Source organism: Brachybacterium aquaticum (assembly GCF_014204755.1).
Classification (GTDB): domain Bacteria; phylum Actinomycetota; class Actinomycetes; order Actinomycetales; family Dermabacteraceae; genus Brachybacterium; species Brachybacterium aquaticum.
Genome location: NZ_JACHLZ010000001.1, coordinates 2223842 through 2246626, shown reverse-complemented (window position 1 = coordinate 2246626; position 22785 = coordinate 2223842). Strand labels below are relative to the sequence as shown.

Here is a 22785-nt window from a genome sequence, read left to right as displayed (position 1 = left end):
GTCAGCGTACGTCCCGCGCCCGCGCCGCCTCGAACAGCCCGCGGTCGTGCGAGTTGACCAGGAGCACCTCGGGATCCCGCGCGAGCGGGGCGAGCAGACGCTGGGTGCGGCGCATGGTCGCGGGGTCGTCGGCGATGACGTGCTGGCGCAGCCGCACATCGGGGCGGACCCTCCCCGTGCGCAGCGTCTCGGCGTCGAGGGCGGCGTCCCCGATGTGCAGCAGGCTGCGGCCGTCGGCGAGGGGGAGGACCACCCCGGCATGACCGGGGGTGTGCCCGGGCAGCGGCACCATCAGCATCCCCGGCGCGACCTCGTCCAGCGGGACCGCGCCCGCGAGTCCCTTCCAGGTCGTGCTGCCCGGGGAGTGCAGGACCAGGTGCGGGTGGTGGCTCCAGTGGCCGGGACGGTAGCGCTGCACGGACAGCAGTCCGCGCCGGGCCCCGATCGCGTCGGCCTCGGCGCGCAGCATGTGGACCCGGGCGCGGGGCAGGTCGGGGATCCCGCCGGCATGGTCGAGGTCCCCGTGGGTCAGCACGATGTCGCTGACGGCCGACGGGTCCAGCCCGAGTGCACGGATCCGTCCCACGGCGGTCCGTGCCGGGTCCAGGTCGGGGAAGAGCACGTGGCGCACCGGGCCGAGACGGCGCGGGGAGGCGACGTCCGCGAGCCCGAACCCGGTGTCGACCAGCACCAGGCGGTCGTCGACCTCGACCAGCAGCACATGGCAGACCATCACCCCGACCGGGGTGCGCAGGGTGCCGCAGTCGAGATGATGGATCCGCAGGGTGCCGGCCCCTCCTGCCTCAGGCGCCGACATAATCCCTCAGGTGCTGCCCGGTCAGCGTCGAGGCATCGGCGACGAGCTGCGCGGGCGTCCCCTCGAAGACGACCCGGCCCCCGTCGGCCCCCGCGCCCGGACCGAGGTCGAGGATCCAGTCGGCATGGGCTATCACGGCCTGGTGATGCTCGATGACGATCACCGACTTGCCCGAGTCCACCAGGTGGTCCAGCAGCTCCAGCAGCTGGTCCACGTCCGCGAGGTGCAGGCCCGTGGTCGGCTCGTCCAGGACCACGATCCCGCCCTTATCCCCCAGGTGCATGGCGAGCTTCAGGCGCTGCCGCTCGCCCCCGGACAGGGTGGTCAGCGGCTGGCCGATGGTGAGATAGCCCAGGCCCACGTCCTCCATGTGGCCCAGCAGCTTCGCGGCGGAGGGGACCTTCGCAGCGGGGGAGGAGAAGAAGGCGCGGGCCTCTTCCACGGACATCTCGAGCACGTCGGCGATGCTGCGGGCGTCCTCGCCCTCGCCGAGGGTGTGCTCGAGCACGGCGGCCTGGAAGCGGCGGCCCTCGCACTCCTCGCACGGGGTGGAGACGGTCTCCACGAACCCCAGCTCCGTGTAGATCACGCCCGCGCCCTTGCATACCGGGCAGGCGCCCTCGGAGTTGTTGGAGAACAGGGCGGGCTTGACTCCGTTGGCCTTGGCGAAGGCCTTGCGGATCGGGTCGAGCAGCCCGGTGTAGGTGGCGGGGTTGGAACGGCGGGAGCCGCCGATCGCGCTCTGGTCCACCACCACGATCTCGTCGCTGGTGGCGGGCAGGGCGCCGTGGACCAGGGAGCTCTTGCCCGAGCCCGCCACGCCCGTGACCACCGTGAGCACCCCGAGGGGCACGTCCACGTCCACGTCCTGGAGGTTGTGGGTGTCCGCGCCGCGGATCTCGAGCGCTCCGGTCCGCTCGCGCACCTGCTCCTTCAGCGTCACCCGGGCGTCGAGGTGGCGGCCGGTGAGGGTGTCGGAGGCGCGCAGCCCGGCGAGGTCGCCCTCGTACTGCAGCTCGCCGCCGTGGGTGCCGGCGCGGGGGCCGAGGTCGACCACGTGATCGGCGATCGCGATGGTCTCGGGCTTGTGCTCGACGACCAGCACGGTGTTGCCCTTGTTCCGCAGCGACAGCAGCAGCTGATTCATGCTCGCGATGTCGTGGGGGTGCAGCCCGATCGTCGGCTCGTCGAAGACGTAGGTGACGTCCGTCAGGGCCGAGCCGAGGTGGCGGATCATGCGGGTGCGCTGGGACTCTCCGCCGGAGAGGGTGCCCGAGGGGCGGTCCAGGGACAGGTACCCGAGCCCGATGCGCACGAACGCGCCGAGCAGCGCGGAGAGGTTCGCCAGCAGCGGCGCGACGGAGGCGGAGGTGTGCTGCGCGCGCAGGCCCTCCACCCACTCGGCCAGCTCCGTGATCTGCCACGAGGTCGCCTCGGCGATCGAGACCCCGTCGATCGTGGAGGTGCGGGCGTGCTCGGCCAGGCGCGTGCCCTCGCACTCGGGGCAGGTGATGAACCTGACCGCCCGGTCCACGAAGGCCCGCACATGGGGCTGCATGGAGTCGCGGTCCTTGGTCAGCATCGACTTCTGGATCTTCGGGATCAGACCCTCATAGGTCATGTTCATCCCGTCGATGGTGATCTTGGTGGGCTCCTTGTACAGGAAGTCGTGCATCTGCCGCTTCGTGAACGACCTGATCGGCTTGTCGGCGGGGAAGAAGCCGGAGCGCGCGAAGATCTTCACGTACCAGCCGCCGGGGACGTAGTTCGGGATGGTGAACGGCCCCTCGTCCAGGGTCTTGTCCTCGTCGTACAGCTCGGCGAGGTCCACGTCGGAGACCTCGCCCATCCCCTCGCAGCGCGGGCACATGCCGCCCACGCGCGAGTAGGTCGCCTTCTCGGCGATGGTCTTCGCGCCCTTCTGCACGGTCATCGCGCCGGAGGCGGTGACCGAGGGGACGTTGAACGAGTACGCGCCGGGCCCTCCCACGTGCGGCGAGGCGAGCTTGGAGAACAGGGTGCGCAGGTAGGCGTTCGCATCGGTGACGGTGCCGACGGTGGAGCGGACGTTCGCGCCCATCCGCTCCTGGTCCACGATGATCGCCGTGGTCAGCCCCTCGAGCTCGTCCACGTCCGGCCGGGCGAGCTGCGGCATGAAGCCCTGCACGAAGGAGCTGTAGGTCTCGTTGATCATCCGCTGCGACTCGGCGGCGATCGTGCCGAACACGAGGGAGCTCTTGCCCGAGCCGGACACGCCGGTGAACACGGTCAGGCGGCGCTTGGGCAGGTCCAGCGAGAGGTCGCGCAGGTTGTTCTCCCGGGCGCCGCGCACACGGATCACGTCGTGCGCATCGGCCGGGTGCAGGGCGTCGTCCATGGGGTCTCCTCGGCTCGGACGGGGCGGAGCGGCCGGGGTGCGGCGCGCGGGATGCCGGGGGCAATCCTGCCACCTCGCCGGGGTGCGGCCGACGGGGGAGGGTCGACGGGGACGTGCGGCCGACGGGAGGGCCGACGGGGGAGCGCGGCCGACTGGGGTGCGCGGCCGACGGGGATGCGGGCGAGGCCCGGCCCCCGCGCGATGCGGGGACCGGGCCTCGGGTGCTGAACCGGCCGACGGCGGCTCAGGTCGCGGAGACTCCGCCGACGGCGGCTCAGCGGGCGGAGACTCCGCGGAAGGTGGCTCAGCGGAAGGTGACGAAGCCGGTCGGGTTGCCCCAGATGGAGCGCTCGACGACCTGCTGCTTGGAGCCGGAGGCGTCGATGATCTGGCCGTTGCCGGCGTAGATCGCGACGTGGCCGGGCCACACCACGACGTCGCCCGGCTGGGCCTCGGACTGCGAGATGCTCTTGCCGGCGGCGGCGATCTGGCCGGAGGTGCGCGGCACGTCGATGCCCGCGGCGGCGTAGGCGAAGTTCACCAGGCCCGAGCAGTCCATGCCGGACAGGGTCGAGCCGCCCCAGGAGTAGGGGGTGCCGATGGCGGAGCGGGCCGTATCGACGATGGCGTTGCCGGAGACCGAGCTCGAGGAGGTCGGCACGGAGGCGCCGCCGGCGGGGGCGGAGGTCGCGGAGGACGAGCCGGCGGCGGAGCCGGTGCCCGCCTCGAGCGCGCCGCGGGTCTCGGCGCCCACGACGCCGTCGACCTGGAGGCCGTTGGAGGCCTGGAAGGACTCGACGGCGGCATCGGTCATGGAGCCGAAGAAGCCGGTGACGGGCAGGTTCGCGCCGCGGTCGTTGAGCGCGGACTGCAGCTGCTCGACGGCGGAGCCGGAGTCGCCCTGGCGCAGCTTCTGGGTCGACAGGCCGGTCGCGGCCGGGAGGGAGGTGCTGCCGGGGGCCGAGACCTCGGCCGGGGCGGAGGCGCTGGAGGAGGTCGAGGACTCTTGCAGCAGGTGGGTGTCGTCCGCGTTCGCGGCGCCACCGGTGAAGGCGGTGCCGAGCAGGACGGAGCCGAGGACGGCGGCGCCCCCCACACCGGTCGCGGCGCGACGGGCGTGGGTGACGGGGGTGACGGCGCGGCCGGCCGCGCGGTGGGAGTTGTGCTGTGCCATGGTGCGGTGCGTTCCTAACGGCCTCGGGAGTGAGGCGGGAGTCGTGCAGGTCGGTGCGTCCCTCGGGATCGACGCTCCCTGGGGGACGTCGTGGTCGGCTCCCACGGGGGAACCGGTCCGGTGCCCGGGCTCCGCGCCTCGAGGACGAGGCCCGGCCTCGGCGGAGGCTTGCGATGCGCTGCTGGGCGGTGGACGTGGCATCCACCGTAGGAGCCGGTCCCGGGGCGGGCCCAGGGACTTGAAGCGGACGACCACGGGGTTTGAACGAGGCTTTGCCCATCCCAGCTCCCGGTGACCGGGACGTGGTGTGACTTGAGGGTCCATGGATGAGCGGCGCCACATCGTCCCGGCCGGGCGCGGACTAGCCTGGAGCGGTGAACGACTCGACTGTCTCGACCCACTACGACATCGCCCTGATCGGCTCGGGCTCGGCCAACTCCTTCCCCGGACCGGAGTTCGAGGGCCGCTCCATCGTCCAGATCGACCGCGGTGTCGGTCCCGACCGGGTGTTCGGCGGGACCTGCCTGAACCTCGGCTGCATCCCCACCAAGATGTTCGTCCACACCGCCGACCTCGCCCGCACCCCGGCCGAGGCCGCCGCCTTCGGGCTCACCGAGGAGCTGCGCCACGTGGACTGGCCCGCGATCCGCGACCGCATCTTCGGGCGCATCGACCCCATCACCGCCGGCGGCGAGGAGTACCGGCGCGACCACGAGGACAACGCCAACCTGACCCTCGTGCGCGGCACCGCCCGCTTCCTGGACGCGCACACCCTGCACGTCACCGGCAACGACGGCACCGAGCAGACGATCACCGCGGACACCATCGTCCTCGGCGCCGGCTCCCGGCCGGTGCTGCCGGAGATCCCGGGCCTCGCCGAGGCCGAGCCCCACACCTCCGACACCATCATGCGGATCGACCAGCTGCCCGCCTCGCTCGCGATCCTCGGCTCCGGCGTGGTCGCCGTCGAGATGGCGCACATCTTCGCGTCCCTCGGTGTGGAGGTCACCCTCATCGCCCGCTCCTCGCGGGTGCTGCGCGCCGCCGACGCGGACGTCTCCGCGCGCCTCACCGAGGTGCTCGGGGAGCGTCTGCGCCTGGAGACGGCTCTGACCACCACCTCGGTGGAGCGCACCGCGGGCGGCGTGCGGTTGCGCGGGACCCGGGACGGGCAGGAGGTGGAGATCGAGGCGGAGGAGCTGCTGGTCGCCGTCGGCCGCCGACCCAACAGCGACCTGCTCGACGTCGCCGCCGCCGGGATCGACACCGCCGCGCACGGCCGCGTCGAGGTGGACCCCTATCAGCGCGTCCTCGCCGGCGGGAAGGTGCTCGAGGGCGTGTGGGCCTTCGGCGACCTCTCCAGCCCCCACCAGCTCAAGCACGTCGCCAACCACGAGCAGCGCATCGTGCGCCACAACGTGCTGCACCCCGAGCAGCTGCGGCGCTCGGACACCATGCCGGTCCCCAGCGGCGTGTTCACCCATCCGCAGGTCGCATGGGTGGGGGCCGACGAGGAGACTGCCCGCGCCGACGGGCGAGAGATCCGCGTGGCCGTGCAGGAGTACGCGTCGATCGCCTACGGCTGGGCGCTCGAGGACACGACCGGCTTCGCGAAGATCATCGTGGACGCGCAGACCACCGAGATCCTCGGCGCCCACCTCATCGGCCCGGAGGCCACCACCCTGATCCAGCAGCTCATCCAGGCGATGAGCACCGGACAGACCGCCCGCGACATCGCCCGGACCCAGTACTGGATCCACCCGGCGATGCCCGAGCTGATCGAGAACGCGCTGCTGCAGCTCGTCGACTGAGCGCGCAGGCCAGCATCGCGCATCCCGCGCACCCCGACGACGAGGAGGCCGGTCCGAGGAATGTCCTCGGACCGGCCTGCTGCTGCGTGGTCCCGACGGGGTGGCTCAGCCTCGCGGGCGGGTCACTGCCCGGTCTGGTCGGCGCCCGGCAGGCAGGACTTCAACGGGTCCTGGTCGATGACCGGCTCCTCGGTGGCGGTCTCCGACGGGGTGGCGGTGCCGCTCGTGGACGACTCCTCGGTCGGGGTCGCGGAGGTGGACTCCTCGGTCGGGGTCGCCGACGGGGTCGGAGAGGTGGTCGCCTCCTCGGTGGTCGCGGCCTCGCTGGAGGCCGTGTCCTCCTCCGGCGGGGCACCGGTCTCGGCGGGCTCGGTCGAGCCGGGCTCGGTCTCGCCGCGCACCGACTCGGGCTCCCCCTGGGCCATGGAATCCTCGATCGAGGCCTGCGTCCACTCCTTGAGGTAGTCCCAGTCGGGATTCCCGGAGAAGGTGACGTCCTGCGTGATCGGGTACGAGGTGAAGCCGCCGTCCTTGATCCGCAGGGCCAGGTCCACGAAGGCGTCCACGTTGTTCACGGGGATGTCCGTCTCGATGTTGTTCTCGGTGGCCGTCACCAGGCGAGGGACGGACAGGGCGAGGGTCGTGGGGTCGGCCTCCTCCGCGACGGCGCGCACGATGCGCTGCTGGCGGCACATGCGGTTGAAGTCGTTGGAGCCCTCGCGGGAGCGGGCGTACCACAGGGCGTGGAAGCCGTCGAGCGTCTGCTCGCCGGGCTCGATGTAGCCCTCGACCTTGCTGGCGCCGCCGCCGATCGGGATGCGCCGCTCGACGACGAGGTCCACGCCGCCGATCGCGTCGACCATGTCCTCGAAGCCCTGCAGGTTGACCATCGCGTAGTAGTCGGTCTTCAGGCCCAGGGTCTCCTCCACGGCCCAGCGCGTCGCGGTCAGGCCCGGCTCCGGGTCGCCGGGGAAGAGGTCGGGATTCTCCTCCGCCCAGGCCCACACGGCATTGATGAGGTCCTGGTTGCGTCCGTAGTAGCGGAACCCGTCGGGGAACTCCTCCGCGGCGACCGTGCCCTCGGGGAAGCGCACGTGCTCAAGGTTGCGGGGGATGGAGAACAGGGCGGTCCTGCCCGTGGCGGTGTCGATCGAGGCGACCATGATGGTGTCGGGACGGGTACCGGTGCGGTCGGCGCCGGCGTCCTGGCCCAGCAGCATGATGTTCAGGCGCTCGGTGTCCGCCCAGGGATCCTCGCCGGAGGCGAACTGGCTGTTGCGGTCGCCGCCGAAGACGGACTCGGAGCCCATCAGGCCCTGCAGCGCCCACAGTGACTGCACGCCACGGCCGAAGGGCACGGCCACCAGGATCACCATCAGAGCGGCGAGGGCGAGGGCGACGTAGCACTTGGAGCCCTCGAGGCGCTGCTTCGCCCCCTGGGCGAGGTTCGCCAGCACGATCTGCGCCGCCCACACCAGGCCCACCACGACCGTGACCACCAGGGCGGCGATGAGCACGCCGCGACGGGTGCCGAGCGTCGCCGCGGTGCGCAGCGGATCGCCGAACAGCACGACGGCGGCGACGACCAGCACGACGACGAGCAGCAGCGCGAGCATGGCCGCGCCGAGCTTCCGCAACGGGGTGGTCAGCAGACCAGAGCCGGGGAGGGCGGAGGTCAGCACGGTCCATCCGGCGACCTTGGCCAGCGAACCGGAGTCGTCGGCGGCAGAGTCATCGCGCCGGTCGACCGAACCGTCGCCACCGTCGCCGCTTTTCCCACCGTCGCCGCTGTTCCCACCGCCACCGAATCCACCGTCAGCGTTCCCACCGCGGCCGTCGTTCTTACCGGCGCCGGTTCCGTTGCGGCCGGTGCCGCCGGCAGCGACGGCGCCGCTGCGGGGCCCTGCGGAGTCGCCATCCGAGCGGGGCTCGCCGCCGGACTGCGACGCGGCGCCGGCGGCCGCGCCCACGGCGGCCGGGCCAGCCGGTGCAGCAGCCGCGGAGGAGGACGTGGAAGCACTTTCCGCCGCCGAGGCAGCGGAGCTCTGGGCAGAGGCGGACTGAGCGGAATTGCTCTGCGCAGAGGCGGACAGTGCGGGGGCAGTCGGTGCCGACGCGGCCGAGCGGGGGCGGCCGGGCACGATGCGAGGCCCGGACCCGGCGGGGGCGGCGGCGCGCGGCGTCGCCGGGACCGGCTCGTCGCGCGGGGAGAGCGGAGCCTCGGCGGGGTCACCGGCCGGAGCGGCGGCGTCGGCTGCCCAGGCGTCGTGCACGCCGGCGTCGGACGCGGAGCCCGGGCCGTCGGCCTCGGCGGGCGAGGCGGGGAGGTCCTCGATCGGGAACGCGGCGCGACGCCCGCGCGGTCGGCGCACCGGCCGGGCCTCGTCGGCCGACGGAGCGGCGCCCTGCGCCGCACCCTGTGCCGGGTCGTCGGCGGAACCCGCCGCGGAGCCCCGGTGCGAAGGCGCCGGGGCGGGGACGTCATGGAGCGCGTCGCGGGTCGGCGCGATGTCAGCAGTGCCAGGCGCGGTGTCAGCAGTGTCAGCGGCGTCGACCGTCTCGTCGGCCGTCTCGTCGGCCGGGGAGGCCGCGGAGACGGAGGGGCTGCCGATCCACGCGCGCCGCGGGTTCTCCGATCCGAAGGCCGCATCGCGGTTGCGGCGCGCCTGCTCCGGGGGGAGCGGCGTGGACTGGGTGCGCCGGACCGGTTGCTGCCTGTGCCGCCCGGACCGACGGCGACTGCGGCGCGGGGCCGAGAAAGGGTCCGTCATGCGCCCCATACTAGGTTGACCGGCCGGTCACGTCCGGCAGTCGTCTGTGAGGACATCGTGCAGGCCCGCACCCCTCCCGGGACCGGTCGGTACGTATCCTGGGGCCATGCGCATGATCCACACCTCGTCGACCGACCTCACCTACAACGACTGCTTCTTCCTTCCCGGACGGTCGGCGATCACCTCCCGGTTCGACGTGGACCTCAGCAGCGATGACGGCACCGGCACCACGATCCCGCTGATCGCCGCGAACATGACCGCGGTGACCGGCCGGCGCATGGCCGAGGTCATGGCCCGCCGCGGCGGCCTCGCCGTGCTGCCCCAGGACCTCGCCCCCGAGCGGATCGACTCGATCGTCCGCTCGGTCAAGGAGCGGGACCTGCTCGTCGACCACCCCCTGACCCTCACCCCGTCCGGCACCCTCGGCCAGGCCGCGGACCTGCTGCCCAAGCGCCCCCACGGGATCGTCGTCGTGGTCGACGAGCAGCGCCGCCCGCTCGGCACGATCTCCGCCGAGGAGATCACCGGCCGCGACTCCTTCGCCCAGGTCGGCGAGGTGCTGAGCACCGACGTGCCGGTCCTCGCCCCGGCGGACCTCGAGGTTGAGCCCGCGCGTCTGCACGCCCGCATCGCCGCTACCCATCACGACGCCGCGATCGTCGTGGACGCGGACGGCGCCCTGCGCGGCGTCCTCACCGCGACCGGCGTGCTGCGCTCGACCATCTACCGTCCCGCGTCCGACGCCGAGGGCCGCCTGCGCATCGCCGTCGCCGTCGGGGTCAACGCCGACGTCACCCAGCGCGTGCAGGACCTGCTCGCCGTCGGCGTGGACACGATCGTGCTGGACACGGCCCACGGCCACCAGGACAAGATGCTCGACGCCCTGCACGCCGCCCGCGAGGTGCTCGGCCCGCGGGAGTCGACCCCGGTGCGCCTGGTCGCCGGGAACATCGTCACCGCCGAGGGCACCCGCGAGCTCATCGAGGCCGGCGCCGACATCGTCAAGGTCGGCGTTGGCCCGGGCGCGATGTGCACGACCCGCATGATGACGGGCGTGGGCCGTCCCCAGTTCTCCGCCGTCCTCGAGTGCGCTGCCGAGGCGCGGCGCCTCGGCGGGCACGTGTGGGCCGACGGCGGGGTGCGCCACCCCCGCGACGTGGCCCTCGCGCTCGCCGCGGGAGCGTCGAACGTCATGATCGGCTCCTGGTTCGCCGGCACCTACGAGTCCCCCGGACAGATGCGCACCGACGAGAGCGGCCGCCGCTACAAGGAGTCCTTCGGCATGGCCTCCAAGCGCGCAGTCTCCCACCGCACCGCCCACGAGGACGCCTTCGCCCGCGCCCGCAAGGCCCTGTTCGAGGAGGGCATCTCCACCTCGCGCATGTACCTCGCCGAGGGCAAGGGCGGGGTCGAGGACCTGCTGGACGAGATCACCGCCGGGGTGCGCTCCTCCTACACCTACGCCGGCGCCGACAGCACCGAGGACTTCCGCGAGCGCGCCGTGATCGGCCTGCAGGGCGCGGCCGGCTACGCCGAGGGCCGCCCGCTCTCCAGCTCCTGGAGCTGAGCGGGCCGACCGATCCCGACCGGTAGGCTTCCGACCATGACGACTCTCGTGATCGGTGGTGCCGGGTACATCGGATCGCACGTGGTGCGACTCCTCCTCGAGCAGGGCAAGGAGGTGGTCGTCGTCGACGACCTCTCCACGGGCCTGCGCAGCCGCACGGAGGGGGCAGAGCTCATCGAGCTCGACGTCACCCTGCCCGATGCGCGCGAGAAGCTCGCCTTCCACCTGCGCGCCTCCGGTGCGGACTCGGTCATCCACTTCGCCGCCCACAAGCAGGTCGGCGAGTCCGTGGCGAAGCCCGAGCTGTACTGGCACGACAACATCGCCGGCCTCGCCAACGTCCTCTCCGCCTGCGCGAGCGCCCAGGTGCGCGACGTGGTCTTCTCCTCCTCCGCCGCCGTCTACGGCGTCCCGGACGTGGACCTCGTGACCGAGGACCTCACCCCGCAGCCCATCAACCCCTACGGCGCGACCAAGTACGTGGGCGAGTGGATGCTGGCCGACGCCGAGCGCGCCCATGACATGCGCACCGTGGCCCTGCGCTACTTCAACGTCGCCGGCGCCGGATGGCCCGAGCTCGCCGACACGGCGGTGATGAACCTCGTGCCGATCGTGCTGGACCGCCTCGCGCAGGGGAAGGCGCCGATCGTGTTCGGCGACGACTACGACACCCCCGACGGCACCTGCATCCGCGACTACGTGCACGTGCTCGACCTCGCCCACGCCCACATCGCGGCACTGGACTACCTGCGCGGCGAGGAGCGCCCGCACCGCGCCTTCAACGTCGGCACCGGCGAGGGCTCGAGCGTGCTCGAGGTGATCGAGGCGATCGCCCGCGCCAAGGGCATCGAGATCACCCCCGAGATCGGGGAGCGCCGCGCCGGTGACCCGGCGCGCCTCATCTGCTCCGCCGACCGCATCTCCCAGACCCTGGGCTGGAAGGCCGAGCACGGCCTGGACGACATCGTCCGCTCCGCCGTCGAGGCGCGCGACACCGCGATCACCCCGGACGTCGAGGCCTACCCCGAGGCCTGATCCCGGAGCCCACCTCCAGGCCCCACGACGAAGCCCCCGTCGGCCGCCGTCCCCGTGACGGCGCCCGACGGGGGCTTCGTCGCGCGGGGTCAGGTGAGGTAGCGGTAGATCGGGTCGTGCGGGTCGATCCGCTCGATCTCCATGTTCGAGGCGGCCATGCGCGCCATGAGCGGCTCGAGGTCCTCGCGTCGGCCGATCTCGAGGCCGACCAGCGCCGGGCCCTCCTCGCGGTTGTTGCGCTTGATGTAGTCGAACAGGACGATGTCGTCGTCCGGCCCGAGCACCCGGTCCAGGAAGCGGCGCAGCGCGCCGGGCTCCTGCGGGAAGGTCACCAGGAAGTAGTGCTTCAGCCCCTCGTGGACCAGGGAGCGCTCGACGACCTCGGTGTAGCGGGAGACGTCGTTGTTGCCGCCGGAGACGACGACCACCAGGTCCCCGGTCTCGTCCTGGGCGGCGCCGCGCTCACGGCCCTCCGCGCCCGTGCGCCCCAGGTGCTCGATCACGCCGGTCGCCACCGCGGTCGCGGCCAGTGCGCCCGCAGGCTCGGCGATGATCCCCTCCACCTGGTACAGCTCGAGCATCTGGGTGCACACCGCGCCCTCGTCGACCGCCACGAGGTCGGGGTTGATCGCCTGCACCATCCGCAACGGGCCGGCGCCGACCCGGCGCACCGCGGCGCCGTCCACGAAGCGGTCCAACTCGTGCAGGGTGACCGGACGGCCGGCGCGCACCGCGGCCGCCATGGACACTGCCCCGGCGGGCTCGACGCCGACGATGCGGGTGGAGGGGCTGCGCTCGCGCAGCCACGCCCCGCAGCCGCCCAGCAGACCGCCGCCGCCGACGGGCAGGACCATGGTGCCCAGCTCCCGGCCGTGCTCGGTGCGCAGCTGATCGGCCGCCTCCAGCGCGACCGTTCCCTGCCCCGCCATGATCGTGGGGTGGTCGAACGGGGGGACCTGGGTGGCGCCGGTGCGCTCGGCGTCGTCGGCCGCGGCCTCCGCCGCGTCGTCGAAGGTGTCGCCGATGAGGACCAGCTCCACGAGGTCCCCGCCGATCGCGGTGATCCGCTCGCGCTTCTGACGCGGGGTGGTGCCGGGGACGTAGATCCTGCCGTGCACCCCGAGGTCCCGGCAGGCCCGGGCGACGCCCTGGGCGTGGTTGCCGGCGCTCGCGGCGACGACCCCTGCCTCGCGGGACGCGTCGTCCAGGGAGTCCAGGAACAGGTGGGCGCCGCGCAGCTTGTATGAGCGCACGGGCTGGAGGTCCTCGCGCTTCAGCCACACCGGCGCGCCGGCCAGCTCGCTGAGCCGCTCGCTGAACTCCAGCGGGGTGCGGCGCACCACGGAGGCGAGGCGCTCGGCGGCGGCCTCGACGTCCGGGGCGTGCACCGGCAGGGCGTCGGAGACGGCGGGGATGCTGCCCGTGGTGGTGCTCGTGGTCATGCCCGTGGTGGGGCTCGGGGTCATGCTCATGCCTCCTGCTGCTCGGGGCGCGGCAGCACGAGGGCGGTCGCCATGGCGGCCAGGCCCTCGCCGCGGCCGGTCAGGCCCAGGGCGTCCGTGGTGGTCCCCGAGACGGCGACCGGTGCGCCCGCCGCCTCGCTCATCGCCGCGCAGGCCTCCTCGCGGCGCCGTGACAGACGCGGCCAGTTCCCGATCACCTGCACGGACACGTTGCCGATCTCGAAGCCGGCCTCGCGCACCAGGCGCGCCGCCTCGCCGAGCAGACGGGCACCGGAGGCCCCCGCCCATTCGGGCCGGTCGGTGCCGAAGTGGGTGCCGAGATCGCCGATGCCCGCAGCGGAGAACAGCGCATCGCAGGCGGCATGGCAGGCGACGTCCGCATCGGAGTGGCCGACCAGGCCCCGCTCGCCCTCCCAGCGCAGCCCGGCGACCCACAGCTCGCGGTCCGCGCCCTCCGCGGCGGCGGCGTGCACGTCCACCCCGATCCCCACGCGGGGGACGGGGCCGGTCACCGCGCGCCGCCCTGCGGGTCGATGCGGGCCAGGAGACGGTCGATGTCGTCGTAGGTGACCTGCGGGTTCGTGCCCAGCAGCAGCGGCATCCCGGAGACCCGCGGGATGCCGAGGGCGTCGGGAAGATCGACGGTGGTCACCACCAGGTCGGCGTGGAAGTCGGAGGAGAGCAGATCCATGACGGTGGCCTGCACGACCGAGACCCGACGGCCGCGGGAGGCGACGTGCTCACGCACCTGCTCCGCGATCAGCGCGGAGGTGGCGAGCCCTGCCCCGCACACGATGGCGATGGTGAGCATTCGGACTCCTGGGAAGTGGGAGATGAGTCGCGACGGGCGGATCCCGGCGTCGACGCCGGGCAGTGCCCGGGACCGACGATTCTGTCACGTGCGCCCGGGCCGAGCCACGCGGAGGTCCCGTCGGCGGTGTCCCCTCGAGGTCCCGTCGGCGTCGAGCCACCGCTCCCATCGGCGTTCCGTCTACGATTGCCCGCGTGAACCAGCTCCGCCGCTCCCGCTCCTCGCGCCTGCAAGGCCGCGCGGCCGGCGTCGTGCTCGCCGGAGGCTCCGGCACCCGGGTCGGGGCGGGGATCAACAAGGCGTTCCTGTCCCTGGCGGGACGGAGCATCGCCGCCTGGGGGCTGAACACCCTCGCCGCCGTCGAGGGGATCGGGATCCTGGTCTTCGTGGTCCGCCCCGAGGACCTCGAGCACGCCCGCTTCGTGGCCGCGCGGGAGACGGACCGGCCGCTGGAGATCATCCCGGGCGGGGAGACCCGCCAGGAGTCCGAGCTCGCGGCCCTGCGCCACCTCGCCGACCGCATCGACTCCGGCGCCGTGGACACCGTGCTGATCCACGACGCGGCCCGACCGCTGGTCTCCCACGGCCTGGTCTCCGCGGTGCTGCATGCCGCCCGGGAGACCGGCGGCGCAGTGCCGGGCATCCCCGCGGCGGACATCGCCCCGGTGGGGGAGGGGGACACCCTCGCGCGCGGCGGCGACCTGCGCACCGAGGCGCTGGTGCGGGTGCAGACCCCGCAGGGCTTCCACGCCGCGACGATCCTGGACGCCTACGAGGCCGCGGCCCGGGACGGCTTCGTCGGCACCGACACCGCCTCCTGCGCCGAGGAGTACACCGACATCCCGGTCACCTGGGTGCGCGGCGAGGAGACCAACTTCAAGATCACCTACGCCCAGGACCTGCTCCTGGCCCAGGACGTGGTCAGCGCACTAGGCTTGAGGTCCCCGTGAGGAGGAGCCGATGAGCGTCGAGGAGAGCTTCCTGCGCTGCACCGCGTGCGAGCAGGAGTCGGAGCACGTGGTGGTCTACGCCGGGCGCTTCGTCTCCCAGATCCGATGCAACGGCTGCGGGGCGGTCACCCGCCTGGACGTGTCCGAGGACTACCTGCCCGATCTGCGCCAGCGGATCTCCTCCAAGCCGCGCCGGCTGCTGCGGCGCCTGCGCCGCGACCCCGGCGAGCTCGCCGCGAGCCTGCCCGAGCGCACCCTGTCCAAGCCCCTGCGCATGGCGGACGAGTTCCGCACCGTCTGGCGCAGCCGCCGCGACGGCTGAGCGCTGCCGACGGCTGAGCGTGCTCGACGGCTGAGCGCGCGCGACCGCGGAGCGCTGCCCCGCGAGAGGGCTCACGAGGCCCTCGCGCTCAGGAGCGGCGGGCGAGGCCCTGCCGGTGGGAGGTGTCGCGGGCCAGGCCCAGCGAGATCTGCGCCTGCCACAGGGTGAGCCGGTCCCGGACCGCGAAGCCGGCGTGCGAGCCGTGCACGGTGCGGATCCGGGCCCCGTGGTCGAGCGCGGCGAGGACCTCGTCGAAGGGGGCGGGGTGCGTCCCCGGGTCATCGTCCGCGGCCGTGGCGAGCGTACGGGTGAGGATGGCGCGTCGGAAGAGCCGCGGGCTCTGCAGGCCGGCGAGCGTGGAGCGGTCCACGTTGCGCAGCCCGTCGGGACGTACCTCCTTGACCGAATCGGTCATCGCGACGGCGGGGACCACCGCGTCGCTCTGCGCGTCCAGACCGCCGAGCACCTCGGCGATCACGGAGGCCGGGGCGAGCGCCCGCTCGGCGTCGTGGACGAGCAGCAGCTCCTCCTCGCAGGCGTCGAGTGCCAGGCGCAGCGCCTCGCGCCGCCCGCCCGCGGATCCGCGGTCGTTGACACCGAGCACGGTCGTGCCGGGCGCGAGCACGTCGCGCAGCGCCGGGACGGCGTCCTCGCGCGCGATGACCACGGGGGAGGGGAGACCCAGGGAGTCGAGGGTGCCCAGCAGGCGCTCGATCAGGCGGGACCCGCCGAGCAGCTCGAGGCACGGGGTGGCCGTGCCCCGCGAGATGCCCGGCGCGGGAGGGGCGAGCGCGAGGACGACCGGCCGGACCCGGGCGGGGTCCACGGCAGGGCCCGTCGCCGCGCGGGCGGGATCGGGCAGGGGAGGAGCGGGCGTCACCGGAGGCTCAGGACGCGAGGACCTCGTCGAGGATCGTCTCCGCATCGGCCTCGTCGGTCTTCTCCGCGAGCGCGAGCTCGGAGACGAGGATCTGGCGCGCCTTGGCCAGCATCCGCTTCTCGCCCGCGGACAGGCCGCGGTCCTGGTCGCGGCGCCACAGGTCGCGCACGACCTCGGCGACCTTCTTGACGTTGCCCGAGGCCAGCTTCTCGACGTTCGCCTTGTAGCGGCGGGACCAGTTCGTCGGCTCCTCGGTGAAGGGCTGGCGCAGGACCTCGAAGACCTCGTCCAGGCCCTCCTTGTCCACGACGTCACGGACGCCGACGAGGTCTACGTTGTCCGCGGGGACCTCGATGGTCAGATCGCCCTGGGCGACCTTGAGCTTGAGGTAGGTGCGGTCCTCGCCCTTGATGGTGCGGGTCTTGACCTCCTCGATGAGCGCGGCACCGTGGTGCGGGTAGACGACGGTCTCGCCGACAGCGAAGTTCATGTGGTGGGTCCCCTTTCCGCGTGCCATCATATCACCGGGGGGTCGTGGTAAAATGCGCGCCGACCTGCCCAGATCCTCTGTCGGGAAGGTGTCCGGAAGGTGTCGGGGAGGTCGCCTGCCGCTCTTCTGGTGTTCTCCGGGCAGGGCTCGGGAGGTGCGCTGCGAGAGGTGCCGCGCGCCCTGGCGGTCCTGGCCCCGACACCGCCCCCACGTGGGGTAACCTGTCAGAGCTGTCCCTGAACGTCCCCTGCCGCTGTGCGGCACCCGTAAGGAGTCCCTCGTGCGCCGTCCCCGCCGTCTCGTGCTCTCCGTCGCCGCCCTGGGCCTCGCCCTGTCCGCCACCGGTTGCGCCTACTTCAGCCCCGTGCAGACGCACGACTTCTACCAGGCGGGCGATGGCACCAACGCGAACATCGAGCAAAACGGCGACTTCTACGCGGGCGTCCGCAACGCCGTGGTCGTGATGGAGGAGGGCAGTGACCCGATCCTCTCCGCCTCGGTCGTCAACTACTCCGCCGCGGACATCACCGTGGACCTCGAGGGCACCTACGACGGCGCCACCCTCTTCTCCCAGAGCGTGCAGGTCCCCGCCAACAGCACCGTCCGGATCGGTCCCGGCGAGGGGCAGGAGGCGGTCGCCGTCTCCGGTCTGGACGACGTGCTCCCGGGCTCGATCCTCGACCTCACGGTCTCCGCGGGCGGCCAGAGCACCACGATCTCGCTGCCCACGCTCGAGACCAGCCTCGCCCACTACGCCGAGCCCTCCACCGCCGGCTGATCCCGGCCCCGCCGGATCCCGTCGGCCGACGACGGACATCCCGGACCGCACGCACGCAGAACGCCCCGCAGCCAGGCTGCGGGGCGTTCTGCGTGCGTGGGGAGGTGCTGGGCCGGAACGGGGAAGCTGCTGAGCCTGCCCGTGGGCCCGCCCGGCCCCCGGGGGGTTCAGGCCCCGGACTCGAACTTGTACCCGAGGCCCCGCACCGTGACCAGGTGCACCGGGTTCTTCGGGTCGTCCTCGATCTTGGCGCGCAGGCGCTTGACATGGACGTCGAGGGTCTTGGTGTCGCCCACGTAGTTCGCACCCCACACCCGGTCGATGAGCTGCCCGCGGGTGAGGACGCGGTCGACGTTGCGCAGCAGCATCTCCAGCAGCTCGAACTCCTTCAGCGGCAGGGCGACGTCCTCGCCGTGCACCTGCACGACATGGCGCTCGACGTCCATCATGATCCCGCCGGCGGTGAGGGTGGTGTCCTCCTCCGACTCCGCCGAGTCCTGGCCGCGGCGCAGCACGGCCTTGATGCGGGCCAGCAGCTCGCGGGAGGAGTAGGGCTTGGTGACGTAGTCGTCCGCGCCGAGCTCGAGGCCGAGGACTTTGTCGAACTCGTCGTCCTTCGCGGTGAGCATGATGACCGGCACCGAGGAGGTGCGGCGGATCTCGCGGCACACCTCGGTGCCGCTCATGCCCGGGAGCATCAGGTCCAGCAGCACCAGGTCCGCGCCGTGGGCGGAGAAGATGCGCAGGCCGTCGGTGCCGTTGTCGGCGACGGCGACCTCGTAGCCCTCCTTGCGCAGCGTGTAGGACAGCGGGTCCGAGAACGACTCCTCGTCCTCGACGATCAGGATGCGCGTCATCTCAATGTCCCTTTCCTGGGGTGCGGTCCGTGGACCGGGTCTCCGGGGTCTGCGCGGCATGGGGGTTCGCGGAGACCTCGAGGGTGCGGGAGCCGACGGTGATGGTCTCCGTGCGGCCCATCTCCGGCAGGCGGAGGGTGAAGGTCGAGCCCTGGCCGGGCATCGACCAGGCGGTCACCTCGCCGCCGTGGTCGGTGGCGATGTGCTTGACGATGGCCAGCCCCAGACCGGAGCCGCCGGTGGTGCGGGAGCGCGCGCGGTCCACCCGGAAGAAGCGCTCGAAGACGCGCTCCAGGTTCTCCTTCGAGATCCCGATGCCCTGGTCCTTCACGGAGATCTCGACCATCCCGCCGTCGCGTCGCACGGCGATGCCGACCTTCGTGCGGGCGTCGGAGTAGGTGATCGCGTTGGAGATCAGGTTGGACAGGGCGGTGGTGAGCATCGAGGAGGAGCCGAAGACCCGCAGGCCCTGGGTGCCGCCGACGGTCACGTCGATCTTGGAGCCGAGGGCGAAGTTGCGGTTCAGCGCCACGGCCTCCTCGACGACGTCGTCGATCTCGACCGGCTCCGCATCGGTCAGCGCGGAGCCGCCCTGCACGCGGGAGAGCTCGATGATCTCCTGGACCAGGTGGGACAGGCGCCGGGTCTCGGTCTGCATGCGCTCGGCGAAGCGGCGCACCGCGTCCGGGTCCTCGGCGGCGTCCTCCATCGTCTCGGCCAGCAGCGTGATCGCGCCGACGGGGGTCTTCAGCTCGTGGGACACGTTCGCCACGAAATCGCGCCGAGTCTCCTCCACGCGCACCGCGCGGGTGAGGTCGTCGGCCAGCAGCAGCACGCCGTGCTCCCCGAGCGCACCGATGCGCACGTCGATCACGGCGTCGGAGTCGCCCTGGCTGGAGCGGCGCACGGTCATCCGCTCGTCGCGGAAGCCGCCGTTGCGGCCCACGTCGGCCGCGAGCTCCATGAGCTCGGTACTGGCCAGGCGCGGGTAGTCGCCCTCGGCGGCGCGCACGATCCCGAAGGAGTAGGCCAGCGGCGAGGCGCGCAGCACGTCCCCGGCCGCGTCCAGCACCACGTAGGCGGAGGAGAGGATCGCCAGCACCTCCGCGGCGGGCTCCGGCACGACCTCGTCCCGCACCGCCGGCGCCGCCTGCCGACGACGGTCCGAGCGGCGCATCGCGGAGGTCGCCGCGACGCCGATCACGAGGCCGATCGCCGCGGCGAGCAGGAGCAGTACAGACAGGGGCACCGGTACAGCCTAGGCCCCGCCCGCGCGGAGGACCCACCGGCGGCACTCCGCGTGGACATTGGAGTCCAGGAGTTCACAGGGACTACGCTTCGAGTTCACCCAGCGGCGAGAGATGTTCACCCGGCATTGCCAGGATCGCCGCGGAAGTCCCACACGACAGAGGAGCATCACCATGCGCGAGGCCTACCAGAGCGATCTGCGGCACATCGTCGACGACCTGCTGGACATGGCCGAGCTGGTCGAGACGGCCCTCGGCGACGCGACCACCGCCCTGCTCGAGGGCGATCTCGCCCTCGCCGAGCGAGTGATCACCGCCGACCCCCATCTCGATTCCCGCCAGGTCGAGCTCGACGCCAAGGCCGTCGAGCTGCTGGCGCGCCAGTCCCCGGTGGCCACCGACCTGCGACTGCTGGTCGCGGCCCTGCGCATGAGCTCCTCGCTCGAGCGCATGGGCGACCTCTCCGCGCACATCGCGCTGATCGCGCGCCGCGCACACCCGGACACCGCCGTGCCCGAGCAGCATCGCGAGCAGATCCGTCGCATGTCCGAGCTGGGCCTGGCGTCGCTGAAGGGCGCCTCCCAGGTCATCGCCGAGCGCGACCTGGCCCTCGCCGCCCAGGTGGAGAAGGACGACGACGAGCTCGACCATCTCATGCTCGAGATCTCCCGCCAGATCTCGGCCGCCGAGGAGGGCAGCTACACCGCCGGTCAGGTCATCGACCTGACCCTCCTGATCCGCTTCTACGAGCGCATCGGCGACCACGCCGTCTCGCTCGTGCGTCGCGTCGGCTTCCTGGTCACCGGCGACTCGATCGACACCCTGGCCGAGGGCGTGGACGTCCCGGAGTTCTGAGCCGGCCCGGCACCGGGACCTGACGGCCCTGGCTGACGAGACCCGGCTGACGAGACCCGGCTGACGAGAAGGGCGCCCCGCGATCGCGGGGCGCCCTTCTGCATGGTCGGGAACTGCGTGGTCGGGAACTGCGTGGTCGGCAGGCCCGGGCGGCCTCAGCCGCGGTTCGGTCGCGGCCGACGGGTGGTGAGGCGCTCGGCCCCGGCCTTCGCGCCGCGGCGGGCGGCGACCCGCAGGCCCTGCAGGATCACGCCGGAGATCGTCGCCCACAGCAGGAGCTTCCACAGCGGCTGGTCGTCCTCGGGGTCCTTGACCGCGGCGATCTCGGCCTTCGAGGCGCCGTCCTTCTTGAGCTGCTTGCGGCGCGCGGCGACGTCCTTCTGGGCGGCCTTCTGGGTCTTCACGGTGGGGGCGTCCTCGCCGAAGACGGCCCCCCAGCCGGCCTCTGCGGCCTTGCTGCCGATCTGGGCCGCGACGATCCCGGCCACGGGGACGATGATGCTCACGAGCGGATTGGCCACGGTTTCCTCCAGGCGTCGGTCGACGGTCGGCGGTGCGCCGATGCGGGTGGGGCGGTCAGCTGACCGGTGCGCAGCGGGTCAGCGTTCAGCGGATCGCTGCGCAGCGGCTCAGTATGCCCCGGCGTACTGAGCGTAATAGGTTCCCATGTCGTCCGTGCGCAGGGCCTCCCGCAGCACGTCCATCGCCTCCTCGTCGGTGGCCACGACGCTCGCCCCGCCGCTGGTGGTGGTGGGGCCGCCGTGGGGCACCGAGAGGAAGTACAGGTCGCCGCTGCGGATCGAGCGCAGGGACAGGCCCAGCTGCACCATGGACGAGGCGGTCAGGCCGTCGTCGGTGGTGAGGTACGGGGAGATCGAGTCGACCGTGTCGGCGAGCTTGCCGGGATCGCTGAGGGTGTCGGCGCTGATGAGCTTGTCGGCGATGCCCTTGAGCACGGCCTGCTGGTTGCGGTTGCGCTGGAAGTCGCCGTCGGCGAACTGCTTTCGCTGGCGCACGAAGGTCAGCGCCTCGGCGCCGTCCATGGACTGGGTGCCCTCGGTGAACTGGACCCCGTCGGCCTCGAAGGTCATCGGGACCTGGACGTCGATGCCGCCGAGGGTGTCCACGAGCCCCTGGATGCCCTCGAAGTCGATGAGCGCCACGTGGTCGATGGGCACCCCGGTGTAGTTCTCCACGGTGGTCACCGCCAGGCTCAGCCCGCCGAAGGCGAGGGCGGCGTTGATCCGGTCCCGGCCGTGCCCGGGGATCTCGACGTACAGGTCGCGGGGGAAGGAGGTGACGTACACGGTCTCCCCGTCGCCGGCGACGTGCACGAGCATCATCACGTCCGAGCGCTGCCCGGTGACGCCCGAGGCGGCGGCCTCCTCCTCGGAGCGCTTGTCCGAGCCCAGCAGCAGGAAGTTCTGCCCGGCGGTGTCCTCGGGGCGCTCGCCGTCGGAGGCGCCGCGGGTGATCTCCACGACCGAGCGCTTCTCGTAGGAGGAGCGCAGGGAGTTGAGGTACCCGCCGATCACGAGGCCCACTCCCAGCACGAGCGCGGCCACGAGGCCGAGGGCGATGAGGGCTGCGCGCCGTCCCTTCTTGCGATCGGGATCCGGTGCGTCGCCGTCCTCCCAGTCGGAGGGCAGGTCGACGTCGGCGCTCTGATTCATCGGGGGTTCCCCTCGTTCGGTGCCGCCGAGGCGGTCACACCCTGGTGTAGGCGAGATCCCATATTAGGCGCCCGGCCTGCATTCCCTTGTTCTCGAAGCTCGTCTTCACACGACCCTCGAATCGCGGTGCCCATCCTGTGGAGGCCATGCCCTCGGGCACGCGGTCCGAGCTGGTGCCCTCCGGGCGCGGACCGTCGGGGTGCAGCAGCTCCAGCTCCTCCCGCGCATCCAGCTCACGGCGCATGTGGTGGGCATACTGCGCCCAGTCGGTGGCCAGGCGGAACCGGGCCCCGGGGGCGAGCAGCGGCAGCACCGCGTCCAGGAAGGGCGGGTTGATGATGCGGCGCTTGTGGTGGCGGGCCTTGGGCCACGGATCGGCGAAGTAGACCCACAGCTCGTCGATCGAGCCCTCGGGCAGCATCGCCGGCAGGGCGCGCTGGGCGTCCAGCGGCAGCAGGCGCAGGTTCGCGGGCCGTCCGGCGCGGTCCACGCGCGCGAGGGTCTGCGCGAGTCCCGGACGGTACACCTCCACGCCGAGGTGGTCGCGCTCGGGATGGGCGGTGGCGGCCGCGACGATGTTCTCGCCCAGGCCGCTGCCCACCTCGACGACGAGCTCGGCGCGGCGGCCGAACAGCTCCGCGAGGTCCAGGCGCGCCTCGTCAGCCGGCAGGGTGTCGCGGTGGCCGCGCGGGGGATCCAGGGCGTAGTCCTCCGAGAGCCGGTCCCAGGCGCTCTGCCGGCTCGGGCTCAGCCGCTCACCGCGGCGGACGAAGGAGACGACGTCGCGATGGGTGCGGCCCTCGGGCGCGCGGGCGTCCGACGGGGCCTCTGCGTCCGGGAGGGAGGAGTCCGGGACGGAGGAGTCCGGGGCGGCGGCCGAGTCGGCGCGGGGTTCGGGAGTGCTCAC

21 protein-coding genes are annotated in these 22785 nt (G+C 72.7%); 7 read left to right on the top strand and 14 right to left on the bottom strand.

Annotated features, from left to right (window positions below; genetic code table 11):
• Window position 1 precedes the first annotated feature (1 nt).
• From HNR70_RS10050 to HNR70_RS10040, 3 genes are all read right to left on the bottom strand, one after another.
• Window positions 2-817, bottom strand: coding sequence for an MBL fold metallo-hydrolase (locus HNR70_RS10050; RefSeq protein WP_184325535.1), 816 nt, complete (start codon window positions 815-817; stop codon window positions 2-4).
• Complete coding sequence (locus HNR70_RS10045; RefSeq protein WP_184325534.1) at window positions 804-3194, bottom strand: ATP-binding cassette domain-containing protein; 2391 nt, start codon at window positions 3192-3194, stop codon at window positions 804-806. The genes HNR70_RS10050 and HNR70_RS10045 overlap by 14 nt, the downstream gene beginning before the upstream one ends.
• A 304-nt stretch (window positions 3195-3498) precedes the next feature.
• Window positions 3499-4368, bottom strand: coding sequence for a C40 family peptidase (locus tag HNR70_RS10040; protein ID WP_184325533.1), 870 nt, complete (start codon window positions 4366-4368; stop codon window positions 3499-3501).
• Window positions 4369-4742: 374 nt separating this feature from the next.
• Here HNR70_RS10040 and HNR70_RS10035 point away from each other — a divergent pair, with 374 nt between their 5' ends.
• Window positions 4743-6179 carry a mycothione reductase gene (locus HNR70_RS10035; protein ID WP_184325532.1) on the top strand — a complete coding sequence of 479 codons (1437 nt, stop codon included), beginning with the start codon at window positions 4743-4745 and terminating at the stop codon, window positions 6177-6179.
• A 122-nt stretch (window positions 6180-6301) separates the two neighbouring features.
• On the opposite strand, the gene HNR70_RS10030 is transcribed toward HNR70_RS10035, so the two are convergent.
• Window positions 6302-8950 carry an LCP family protein gene (locus HNR70_RS10030; RefSeq protein WP_184325531.1) on the bottom strand — a complete coding sequence of 883 codons (2649 nt, stop codon included), beginning with the start codon at window positions 8948-8950 and terminating at the stop codon, window positions 6302-6304.
• A gap of 106 nt (window positions 8951-9056) precedes the next feature.
• Here HNR70_RS10030 and HNR70_RS10025 point away from each other — a divergent pair, with 106 nt between their 5' ends.
• Both HNR70_RS10025 and galE read left to right on the top strand, forming a co-directional pair.
• Window positions 9057-10517, top strand: coding sequence for a GuaB1 family IMP dehydrogenase-related protein (locus HNR70_RS10025; protein WP_184325530.1), 1461 nt, complete (start codon window positions 9057-9059; stop codon window positions 10515-10517).
• Between the two features lie 36 nt (window positions 10518-10553).
• Complete coding sequence (galE, locus tag HNR70_RS10020; protein ID WP_184325529.1) at window positions 10554-11552, top strand: UDP-glucose 4-epimerase GalE; 999 nt, start codon at window positions 10554-10556, stop codon at window positions 11550-11552.
• Window positions 11553-11641: 89 nt separating this feature from the next.
• Here the strand turns inward: galE and ilvA are convergent, their stop codons facing one another.
• Genes ilvA through HNR70_RS10005 form a run of 3 tightly spaced genes read right to left on the bottom strand, consistent with a single transcriptional unit; the run spans window position 11642 to window position 13826 of the window.
• On the bottom strand, window positions 11642-12994 hold the full coding sequence (gene ilvA, locus HNR70_RS10015; RefSeq protein WP_184326637.1) for a threonine ammonia-lyase IlvA: 1353 nt from the start codon (window positions 12992-12994) through the stop codon (window positions 11642-11644).
• Between the two features lie 26 nt (window positions 12995-13020).
• The gene (ispF, locus tag HNR70_RS10010) at window positions 13021-13527 is read right to left on the bottom strand and encodes a 2-C-methyl-D-erythritol 2,4-cyclodiphosphate synthase (RefSeq protein WP_184325528.1); all 507 of its coding nucleotides are present in this window, start codon (window positions 13525-13527) and stop codon (window positions 13021-13023) included.
• Window positions 13524-13826, bottom strand: a complete 303-nt coding sequence (locus tag HNR70_RS10005) for a PTS sugar transporter subunit IIB (protein WP_184325527.1) — start codon at window positions 13824-13826, stop codon at window positions 13524-13526. The genes ispF and HNR70_RS10005 overlap by 4 nt, the downstream gene beginning before the upstream one ends.
• Before the next feature lie 194 nt (window positions 13827-14020).
• On the opposite strand from HNR70_RS10005, the gene HNR70_RS10000 reads away from it, so the two are divergent.
• Window positions 14021-14776, top strand: a complete 756-nt coding sequence (locus HNR70_RS10000) for an IspD/TarI family cytidylyltransferase (RefSeq protein WP_184325526.1) — start codon at window positions 14021-14023, stop codon at window positions 14774-14776.
• A 10-nt stretch (window positions 14777-14786) separates the two neighbouring features.
• Window positions 14787-15098 (top strand): hypothetical protein, encoded by a 312-nt coding sequence (locus HNR70_RS09995; RefSeq protein ID WP_184325525.1) that lies wholly within the window; start codon window positions 14787-14789, stop codon window positions 15096-15098.
• Window positions 15099-15186: 88 nt separating this feature from the next.
• Here the strand turns inward: HNR70_RS09995 and HNR70_RS09990 are convergent, their stop codons facing one another.
• Together HNR70_RS09990 and HNR70_RS09985 are read right to left on the bottom strand one after the other, a co-directional pair.
• Window positions 15187-15978, bottom strand: coding sequence for an IspD/TarI family cytidylyltransferase (locus HNR70_RS09990; protein WP_312857631.1), 792 nt, complete (start codon window positions 15976-15978; stop codon window positions 15187-15189).
• Between the two features lie 7 nt (window positions 15979-15985).
• A complete protein-coding gene (locus HNR70_RS09985) occupies window positions 15986-16468 on the bottom strand; it encodes a CarD family transcriptional regulator (protein ID WP_184325523.1) in 483 nt (160 codons plus the stop codon).
• A gap of 280 nt (window positions 16469-16748) precedes the next feature.
• On the opposite strand from HNR70_RS09985, the gene HNR70_RS09980 reads away from it, so the two are divergent.
• Window positions 16749-17246, top strand: a complete 498-nt coding sequence (locus HNR70_RS09980; protein ID WP_184325522.1) for a hypothetical protein — start codon at window positions 16749-16751, stop codon at window positions 17244-17246.
• Between the two features lie 167 nt (window positions 17247-17413).
• Here the strand turns inward: HNR70_RS09980 and HNR70_RS09975 are convergent, their stop codons facing one another.
• On the bottom strand, window positions 17414-18103 hold the full coding sequence (locus HNR70_RS09975; protein WP_184325521.1) for a response regulator: 690 nt from the start codon (window positions 18101-18103) through the stop codon (window positions 17414-17416).
• Between the two features lies 1 nt (window position 18104).
• Entirely contained in the window at window positions 18105-19352 is a 1248-nt protein-coding gene (locus HNR70_RS09970) for a sensor histidine kinase (protein ID WP_184325520.1), read from the bottom strand.
• A gap of 172 nt (window positions 19353-19524) precedes the next feature.
• Here HNR70_RS09970 and phoU point away from each other — a divergent pair, with 172 nt between their 5' ends.
• Window positions 19525-20205, top strand: a complete 681-nt coding sequence (phoU, locus tag HNR70_RS09965) for a phosphate signaling complex protein PhoU (RefSeq protein ID WP_184325519.1) — start codon at window positions 19525-19527, stop codon at window positions 20203-20205.
• 155 nt (window positions 20206-20360) lie between these two features.
• Here phoU and HNR70_RS09960 read toward each other — a convergent pair whose 3' ends face one another.
• The 3 genes from HNR70_RS09960 to trmB form a co-directional block, all read right to left on the bottom strand.
• Window positions 20361-20711: a DUF4235 domain-containing protein gene (locus HNR70_RS09960; protein ID WP_312857630.1), complete on the bottom strand. Its 351-nt coding sequence runs from the start codon at window positions 20709-20711 to the stop codon at window positions 20361-20363.
• 123 nt (window positions 20712-20834) lie between these two features.
• Window positions 20835-21878, bottom strand: a complete 1044-nt coding sequence (locus HNR70_RS09955; protein ID WP_184325517.1) for an LCP family protein — start codon at window positions 21876-21878, stop codon at window positions 20835-20837.
• 34 nt (window positions 21879-21912) lie between these two features.
• Complete coding sequence (gene trmB / locus HNR70_RS09950) at window positions 21913-22785, bottom strand: tRNA (guanosine(46)-N7)-methyltransferase TrmB (protein WP_184325516.1); 873 nt, start codon at window positions 22783-22785, stop codon at window positions 21913-21915.

Coding starts and splice junctions, on each gene's coding strand:
- HNR70_RS09995 (WP_184325525.1), top strand. CDS start 14,787: ATGAGCGTCGAGGAGAGCTTCCTGCGCTGCACCGCGTGCGAGCAGGAG.
- galE (WP_184325529.1), top strand. CDS start 10,554: ATGACGACTCTCGTGATCGGTGGTGCCGGGTACATCGGATCGCACGTG.
- HNR70_RS09985 (WP_184325523.1), bottom strand. CDS start 16,468: ATGAACTTCGCTGTCGGCGAGACCGTCGTCTACCCGCACCACGGTGCC.
- HNR70_RS10005 (WP_184325527.1), bottom strand. CDS start 13,826: ATGCTCACCATCGCCATCGTGTGCGGGGCAGGGCTCGCCACCTCCGCG.
- HNR70_RS10045 (WP_184325534.1), bottom strand. CDS start 3,194: ATGGACGACGCCCTGCACCCGGCCGATGCGCACGACGTGATCCGTGTG.
- HNR70_RS09955 (WP_184325517.1), bottom strand. CDS start 21,878: ATGAATCAGAGCGCCGACGTCGACCTGCCCTCCGACTGGGAGGACGGC.
- phoU (WP_184325519.1), top strand. CDS start 19,525: ATGCGCGAGGCCTACCAGAGCGATCTGCGGCACATCGTCGACGACCTG.
- HNR70_RS10050 (WP_184325535.1), bottom strand. CDS start 817: ATGTCGGCGCCTGAGGCAGGAGGGGCCGGCACCCTGCGGATCCATCAT.
- HNR70_RS10025 (WP_184325530.1), top strand. CDS start 9,057: ATGCGCATGATCCACACCTCGTCGACCGACCTCACCTACAACGACTGC.
- HNR70_RS10040 (WP_184325533.1), bottom strand. CDS start 4,368: ATGGCACAGCACAACTCCCACCGCGCGGCCGGCCGCGCCGTCACCCCC.
- HNR70_RS10030 (WP_184325531.1), bottom strand. CDS start 8,950: ATGACGGACCCTTTCTCGGCCCCGCGCCGCAGTCGCCGTCGGTCCGGG.
- HNR70_RS09975 (WP_184325521.1), bottom strand. CDS start 18,103: ATGACGCGCATCCTGATCGTCGAGGACGAGGAGTCGTTCTCGGACCCG.
- ilvA (WP_184326637.1), bottom strand. CDS start 12,994: ATGACCACGAGCACCACCACGGGCAGCATCCCCGCCGTCTCCGACGCC.